This is a genomic window from uncultured Nostoc sp., from assembly GCF_937863485.1.
Classification (GTDB): Bacteria; Cyanobacteriota; Cyanobacteriia; order Cyanobacteriales; family Nostocaceae; genus Nostoc.
This window is the reverse complement of sequence record NZ_CALMFY010000032.1, coordinates 63,122-70,125: the sequence shown is the minus strand read 5'-3', so window position 1 is coordinate 70,125 and position 7,004 is coordinate 63,122. Positions and strand designations below refer to the sequence as shown.

Sequence of the window (7,004 nt, the reverse complement as noted above, 5' to 3'; positions counted from 1 at the left end):
GGGGAAGAGTTTTCCAATGCTCCATGCCCAATGTCCTATGCCTATTAACCCTTTCCCCCGGTAAAGGTAACGCTTTGAATAAAGTAACGATTAAAAAAGGCGTAAATGCCTAAAGCTGGCAGGGTGAAGACCATAGAAGCTGCCATAATGTAGTTCCAGTAGCTGATATATTGACCTTTGAAGGTGTTCAGCCCCAAAGGGAGAGTAAACATTTCTGGGTCAAATAGGATAACTATAGGCAGTAAAAAATTATTCCAACTCCCCATGAACACAAAAACTGCCTGTGCTGCTAGTGCTGGTTTTGCTAAAGGTAAAACAATATGTCGGAAAATTCCAAAAGTATTTAAGCCATCGAGCTGGGCTGCTTCTTCTAGTTCTTTAGGAAAATTAACGAAAAACTGCCGCATCATGAAGATAAAAGTGGCATTGACCATGCTAGGCACAATCATGCCTTGGTAAGAATTCAGCCAGCCGATCGCTTTCAAAATCAAAAATGTCGGAATTAGGGTGATTTGCGCTGGTACTGCCAGTACTGCCAGGATTAGGAAGAACCAAAAGCGCTTGCCCACAAAACGCAGTCTTGCCAAAGCATAACCAGCCATTGAATTTAATAACAAGTTTAAAAGCGTGACGCTGACGGCAATCACCACACTGTTGAGCAACCAGCGCCAAAACAGCGGTTCTTGCAGAAAGATTTGCCTGTAGTTGTCAAGAGTAAAATTCTTGGGGAGAAAGTTGGGTTCACCACTGACAATCTCTGTTAGCGGCTTAAATGATGCTGAAAGTGCCCAGAGGAAGGGAATTAAGGTGATGATCGCATAGAGTGTCAGCAAGACGTATAACAAGACTTTGAGCCAGGATAAGCCAGAGATGTTAGTCAAATCCGTTCGCCTCCAAAAAGTCGCCGCTGAATCAAAGTGATGGCAATAATCACTGCTGCTAACAAAAATGCGATCGCAGCGGCATATCCCATTTGTAAATTCCGAAACACAGCTTGGTAAATTAGCAGCACCACAGTTAAGGTAGCGTTGTTTGGCCCGCCAGTACCGCCAGAAAAGATGTAAGACTGGTCAAAAAGTTGAAAAGTCCCAATCACCCCCACTGCTATCACAAAGAAGGTTACAGGCTTCAGCAAGGGAAGAGTAATGTGGATAAATTGCTGCCATCCATTCGCCCCATCGAGTTCCGCCGCCTCATAAAGTGTTTGGGGTATATCCTGCAACGCCGCCAGATAAATCACCATGAAAAACGGCGCAGTTGACCAAATGTTCATGATCATAATCCCTTTGAGCGCAACTGCTGGGTCACCCAACCAGTTATAAGTAGGTAGCCCCATAAAAGCGAGAAAATCATTTAGTAGCCCATTAGTGTTATAAATCCACATAAAGATGAGCGTCAGCACCGCTGAAGAAGTGACTGTGGGCAAAAAGTAGAGGATGCGCCACCAGTTTTTACCGCGAATCCCAGAATTCAGAGTTACCGCCAGAATTAAAGCCAGGACAGTTTGAGTTGGTACAACAATGGCTACATATTCTGCTGTGTTTCTCAAAGCAATCCAAACCCTTTCATCTTCAGCTAATCGTGTAAAGTTCCGAAAACCGATGAACTCGTACTCAATACCGCCGAGGAGTTGAACTTTTTGCAAGGAAAGAAAAACGGCGTAGAGAATGGGTAAGACTACAAAAGTTCCTAAGACCAGAATGGTAGGCATTATAAACATATACCCAGCCAAGTCTTCTGTAATGTTCCACCTGGGGTTACTCCGCCATCTGCTAATTTCAAACACTATTGAATGAACCTCCATATAATCCCGCACTAACCCGGCTGTAGCGATGGGTCATGCATGATTATTTATCGTACTCCTGACTCCTGAATTCTATTCGATAAAAAATTGCCAATTTTATCAAAGGATTATTCATTGTAACTGCTCGTTATGTATTGTAGGGTTTGTGTGAAAATCGATTTTTTTTGAAAATGGAGATTTTAAATGATATTTAATTCACTCAAAATGTGGATTTTTCCACTAGTTATGACCTCAGTTAGTCTTTGCTCAAATCTAGACAGAGCAACAGCACAGACTATTTATCCATTTATTGGGAACTATCGGACAACAGTCAATATTACGCCTATTTCAGGCAACGTTTCCCAGGTATTTGAGGTTGGTTTGAGTGATGATGCCCCCGATGATTTAGGATTATACAAAGGTTTGACATACTCCGTGATTGATGACAAGGGAAATCTCACTTTTAACAATAATCCAGAAGTATTTGGTGTCCAAGGTTTTCCATTAGGCTACATCGTATTTGGCGACGGTGCTAACAAGTTATTTGGAACTAGTGATGCTACTGCTTCAGTGAATTTTAAAACCCTCAGAGCCAAAGGCTCTGGCATCGTGAATATCACTGACGGTGAGGGCATATTCAAAAACGCTACAAGCACACTATTGTTCTCCGAAGACGACATAGTTAATTTGGGATCAACTATTACCTTGAATGGTCTGGCTTTAGTCAGTGGTTCTATCAAAGTTCCTCAAGAAGTTCCAGAACCAACAACTATCATGGGGACAGTAGTAGTATTTGGTGGATTAGCTGTTGGTTCATTTGCAAAGCGAAAGAGAACTGCTAGAAAACAACATTAGTGGTAAACATTAAAGTATTCATAAACGCTTTAATTCTTATTAGGACTTACGAACGAGTTACGGAATAACGAACCGCAGAGGCGCAGAGGACACGGAGAAATCAGAGTTTGAGAGATATTTTGCGTAAGTCCTACTTATTATGGATGCTTTAATGTTTACAATATCGGAACTTCGTGCTCAGAACTCGGAACTTCGATAATTCGAGAATAAATGAAGACTTAGGTTCAAGGAATATGAGACTCAACTTACAATCTCACCTTTACAGGGCTGTTTCGACACGATTCAAAAATTCGCTCAAGACTTGCAAGAATCGTTCCGTCTCTTCCAGATGAGGCATATGTGAACTGTTTTCAAACAGTACCCACTCAGAGCCAGAAATACCCTGGTGAACTGTTTTAACACAAGTAGGCGTAACCTCATCGTAGCGACCAGATAGCAGCAGTGTCGGCACGATAATTTCACCTAGACGATCTTCAATATTCCAGTCGATGATTTTGCCTGCACCCCGAAACTCTGTACCAACTTTGCTGTAGGCTTTAGTTAAGCTGCTGGGCCAAGGGTCTACTCGGCAAAGAAAAGAATGATTGAACACTTCCATTGCCTGTTTATATTCGGGGTCTTGAGTTGTACCGTCAGCTTCATGCTTACGAATGACCTGTTGTACTTCAATTGGCAGCTCATTCATTAGGCTATAAGCTTCAGTAACAAATTGTTGAATACTGCAAGGTGTACTAGCTAAAACGAGACTGACTAACCCAGTCGGTTGGGAAAGAGCATGTTCTAAGGCTAAACAACCACCCCATGATTGCCCAAAAAGATGAACCTGTTCTAAATCCAATGCGCTGCGGACGGCGACAAGTTCTTCTTTGAACAAATCAATGGAATATAAGGTAGGGTCTGTGGGGCGATCGCTATTACCACACCCTAATTGATCGTAAAAAATAACTCGCCTTCCGGTTGCTGCGATGCCTGCGGCGGGCGAAGCCAACGCTTCTAATGGTTCTAAGTAGTTGTGGGGTACTCCTGGGCCTCCGTGAAGACATAGCAGCGGTAGCTTTTTAGAATCTTCTTGGTCTGGTTTAACGATGCGATACCATACCTGATGACCACGGAATGAAATAAAGTCTTCAATGGCAGAAGTTACAGTCATGGAGTTAGTGTTTTACTGCTCAAACAAATATACTCAATTACGCGATCGCTTTCCACTTCCCATTGAAACTGAGTTTAGTAATAGGCGATCGCAACCAAATTAATTTATGAAAATTTGTCAAATATTTTTTTCGATATGCGTAGCGCAAGAAAAAATACATCCTTGCCTCATCTATCTTTGGTTGAGATAATTTCTTGCGCTGGAACTCCACTTTCTCTCACTTGAGTGCGCTATAAGGAGTCTAGTAGTTGCTGCTTCACCTCTGGCTTTACTTGTTTGCCTTCGTCGGGGTCAATCAGTAGGGATTGAATAGTTTCAGCAACAGTTTCCTGAATGAGTAGCTTGAGTTCTTCTATAGTCAAGTCTTTGACTTGCATAGGTCGATAAATAATAACTGTTTACCTAATTGTGGCATTTAGCGGTCTTTTGGTGGAGGAGATAAAAGCGCCACTAGGCAGGATGGTATTTTTATTCATCAGTCTCAGGTACTACTTCTTCTGCTGTCGCTTCATTCTCAGAAATGTTAATGGCTTGTAGAACCTGTTTAACTATTTTTGGGTGCAATATTTTTCCGGAATGAAAAGGAATCACTACTCTCACTTCTTCTCGAAAATAAATCCTGTGGCTTCCTTTGCTTCTAATTTGAATAAAGCCTGCATCTAATAATAGTTTTTCAGCTTCTGTTGCAATGAGGCGTGGCAGTTTAGGCAACTTTTACCTCCAAGGTTATTGTGAATATTTCCTTGTTCTGAAGCGCCTGTTTTTCTGAATTTGACAAGGTTTCTATATAAAGCTCAACTGCTTCTTTAATATTTGCCTGTACCTCTTCTAAGGAATCACCATGAGATTGACAACCAGGAAGTTCAGGACAATAAGCATAATATCCATATTCATCTTTTTCGATAACAATGCTAACTTTATACGACATATCAAAGTTACCTTTACTCGTTCAATAACTATTATCACCTCTCATCCCTGTCTCATTATGAAGCGTCAGGACAAGAAAATATTCCGTGCAGTAGGAGATTCAGTCATGCTATATCTACCCCTAATAATTTAGTTGTGATAAGTTATTTCTTACTTTCTCCAGCATTTTTTGATATAGAGGATCTTGTAAACCACTTCCGAAGGACCCACTTAAGTATTGTTGTAAAAGGTTTTCTGCTACTTTGTAATCTGTGTTTGCACTTTCTTTATTCCCTAAATCCTTATAAAGATTACCTCTTAATAAGTACTCTTCAGCATTGAGGCTACTATCACCAATTAATTGAGTTAAATCTGAAATCGCTTTCTGTTTTTCGCCTAACTTTTCATAAGCCCTAGCCCTGTTCCAGTATGCAGCACTAGTAAAACCTAATCTACTTGTATTTTGCCTAATTACTTCGGTATAGTCTACCACTGCGGCTTTGTAATTTCCAAGTGCATAGTAAGCATTGGCACGATTATAGTAAGGTTTTTCAGCTTTAGGATTGAGATGAATTGCCTGCGTGAAAGAAGAAACGGCAGCGAGTGAGTCTTTTTGGCAGTCTTCTTGAAAGTGTCCCATGCCTATAAAATCGTCTATTGTATTAAGATGTAGTGGCATAGGAGTTTGGCAGTCAGTAGAAGCATTAAAAGCTGGTATTTGTGCAACTAATGGTAGCGAAAAACCTAGCAGCATAATAGATGATGCATAAGCTAATAAAGAAGATATAGAGAAAGCAAATTTCATAATTATATAATCCCGAAATATTTTCAGTTAAAGTAGGACTAGTGTTCACATGTTGCACCTTTCACCAGGGTAGCCGCATTATATTAATAAAAAGATTATATTATCAAAATATTTAAAGTAATTTCATTGTTCTATGCTTATTGTTAAATGTTTAGGCACTCGCTTTGAGTCTCTGATAGGGTAGCAGAATCGGATGATATTGAGTTTTTAACTAGGTTAAGTTGCTGCTTTACATTACTAAGTTTCGCCTGAGTCTGGGGTGAAATGAGCAATTTTTAATTGCTTAATCCATCGCCTTAATCTGCTGATTCGCATCATTCTGTGCCTTCAGCATTGCTTGCTTTAATGGTTGTTGCCCCAACAAGGCGCTGACAAACTGATTATCAAAGTTATTCACGATCGCCCCTGGATATTTACCTACCTGCCAAGGTGTAGCATAATCAACTCCCGCCACTAATGGCGATCGCAATGGGTCTTGGTCGTAGCCTAAATTCTTTGCAACTGATTTACGTGTTGGTAAAGCAAACCCTTTTCCTGTCCACTTCTGCATCCCTTCTTTACCTGTGAGATAGGAAATCAACTCCCAAGCTTCGGCTTTGTGCTGTGCTTGCTTGTTCATCACATAGGCAACGGTAAACACCATCGTGCCTTTTTTGTCATTAATAGTAGGTACTGGTGCGGTAGCAAACTCTAGTTGGGGAAAGGTTTCAGTTAGATAGGGAATTGCCCAGTTACCTTCAATCACCATTGCCACTTTACTCTGACCAAACATTTCACTACCTGAGTTTGTCCCCACATCAGATTTTTGGGCAGAGGAGTGGTCTTTTTGATACTGGTCTACTACCAACTCTAAACCCTGCAAACCTGCCGCACTGGCAAAGTTAGCATAACCATTTTGATCAACAAGTTGTCCACCAAAGGCTTTAATTTTATAAGCCTGACGCGCCAATTCGGGAATTTCTCCAAAGCCGTATTTGTTAATTTTGCCTGTCAATTGTTTCGAGTAGTTACGTAATTCCTCCCAAGTAGCTGGCGGATTACTCAAGCTTGCGGCGGCAAATGCTTTTTTGTTATAAAACAGAGCAAGGGTAGAATAGTCTTTAGGAAAACCGTAAATCTGGTTTTGGTATTTGAAGCTGTCGAGTAGGGTATCCTCAAAATCCGTTAGGTCAAATTCGGGAGTGATGTAAGCATCTAATGGTTCCAGAACATTCTGACTCATCAAGAAAGGAGCTTCCAGCGCATCCAGATAAAAGACATCAGGCGCAGCTTCCCCAACTAAACGAGTTTTGATTACATCCATGTATTGGTCGGAAATTACCTCATATTTCACCTTAATAGTTGGATGCCGTGCCTCAAAGTCTTGCAACACCTGTCTCAAAAGTTTTTGCTCAACAGGGGAACCTCCCCAACCACTCAGTTTAATGGTGACTGCGGTAGACGCTAAGGGTTTGCTTGGTAATTGTAGACTGTGACAAGCAATGATGATGATCGCGATCACCATT

At 41.1% G+C, this 7,004-nt stretch carries 9 protein-coding genes; 1 reads left to right on the top strand and 8 read right to left on the bottom strand.

The annotated features are described in order from the left end of the window. Window positions 1–44: 44 nt before the first annotated feature. Together Q0541_RS04745 and Q0541_RS04740 are read right to left on the bottom strand one after the other, a co-directional pair. Complete coding sequence (locus tag Q0541_RS04745; RefSeq protein WP_298906268.1) at window positions 45–881, bottom strand: carbohydrate ABC transporter permease; 837 nt, start codon at window positions 879–881, stop codon at window positions 45–47. After that, on the bottom strand, window positions 878–1,786 hold the full coding sequence (locus tag Q0541_RS04740; protein ID WP_298906283.1) for a carbohydrate ABC transporter permease: 909 nt from the start codon (window positions 1,784–1,786) through the stop codon (window positions 878–880). The genes Q0541_RS04745 and Q0541_RS04740 overlap by 4 nt, the downstream gene beginning before the upstream one ends. 201 nt (window positions 1,787–1,987) lie before the next feature. On the opposite strand from Q0541_RS04740, the gene Q0541_RS04735 reads away from it, so the two are divergent. Further along, a complete protein-coding gene (locus tag Q0541_RS04735; RefSeq protein ID WP_298906265.1) occupies window positions 1,988–2,638 on the top strand; it encodes a PEP-CTERM sorting domain-containing protein in 651 nt (216 codons plus the stop codon). A gap of 259 nt (window positions 2,639–2,897) precedes the next feature. Here Q0541_RS04735 and Q0541_RS04730 read toward each other — a convergent pair whose 3' ends face one another. The 6 genes from Q0541_RS04730 to Q0541_RS04705 all read right to left on the bottom strand — a co-directional run bounded on the left by Q0541_RS04730 (window position 2,898) and on the right by Q0541_RS04705 (window position 7,003). Then, window positions 2,898–3,788 carry a proline iminopeptidase-family hydrolase gene (locus tag Q0541_RS04730; protein WP_298906263.1) on the bottom strand — a complete coding sequence of 297 codons (891 nt, stop codon included), beginning with the start codon at window positions 3,786–3,788 and terminating at the stop codon, window positions 2,898–2,900. A gap of 230 nt (window positions 3,789–4,018) precedes the next feature. Next, a complete protein-coding gene (locus Q0541_RS04725; RefSeq protein ID WP_298906256.1) occupies window positions 4,019–4,165 on the bottom strand; it encodes a hypothetical protein in 147 nt (48 codons plus the stop codon). 91 nt (window positions 4,166–4,256) lie between these two features. Further along, complete coding sequence (locus Q0541_RS04720; protein ID WP_298906253.1) at window positions 4,257–4,499, bottom strand: type II toxin-antitoxin system HicA family toxin; 243 nt, start codon at window positions 4,497–4,499, stop codon at window positions 4,257–4,259. Then, window positions 4,492–4,716, bottom strand: a complete 225-nt coding sequence (locus tag Q0541_RS04715) for a type II toxin-antitoxin system HicB family antitoxin (RefSeq protein WP_298906249.1) — start codon at window positions 4,714–4,716, stop codon at window positions 4,492–4,494. Before Q0541_RS04715 ends, Q0541_RS04720 begins: the two co-directional genes overlap by 8 nt. Before the next feature lie 120 nt (window positions 4,717–4,836). Continuing rightward, entirely contained in the window at window positions 4,837–5,499 is a 663-nt protein-coding gene (locus tag Q0541_RS04710; protein ID WP_298906246.1) for a tetratricopeptide repeat protein, read from the bottom strand. Between the two features lie 283 nt (window positions 5,500–5,782). Next, a complete protein-coding gene (locus tag Q0541_RS04705) occupies window positions 5,783–7,003 on the bottom strand; it encodes an ABC transporter substrate-binding protein (protein WP_298906280.1) in 1,221 nt (406 codons plus the stop codon). Window position 7,004: the final 1 nt, after the last annotated feature.

What these genes read in the sequence shown, in the direction of transcription:
- Q0541_RS04735 (WP_298906265.1), top strand. Translation starts at nt 1,988, where the DNA reads ATGATATTTAATTCACTCAAAATGTGGATTTTTCCACTAGTTATGACC.
- Q0541_RS04730 (WP_298906263.1), bottom strand. Translation starts at nt 3,788, where the DNA reads ATGACTGTAACTTCTGCCATTGAAGACTTTATTTCATTCCGTGGTCAT.
- Q0541_RS04725 (WP_298906256.1), bottom strand. Translation starts at nt 4,165, where the DNA reads ATGCAAGTCAAAGACTTGACTATAGAAGAACTCAAGCTACTCATTCAG.
- Q0541_RS04715 (WP_298906249.1), bottom strand. Translation starts at nt 4,716, where the DNA reads ATGTCGTATAAAGTTAGCATTGTTATCGAAAAAGATGAATATGGATAT.
- Q0541_RS04710 (WP_298906246.1), bottom strand. Translation starts at nt 5,499, where the DNA reads ATGAAATTTGCTTTCTCTATATCTTCTTTATTAGCTTATGCATCATCT.
- Q0541_RS04705 (WP_298906280.1), bottom strand. Translation starts at nt 7,003, where the DNA reads ATGGTGATCGCGATCATCATCATTGCTTGTCACAGTCTACAATTACCA.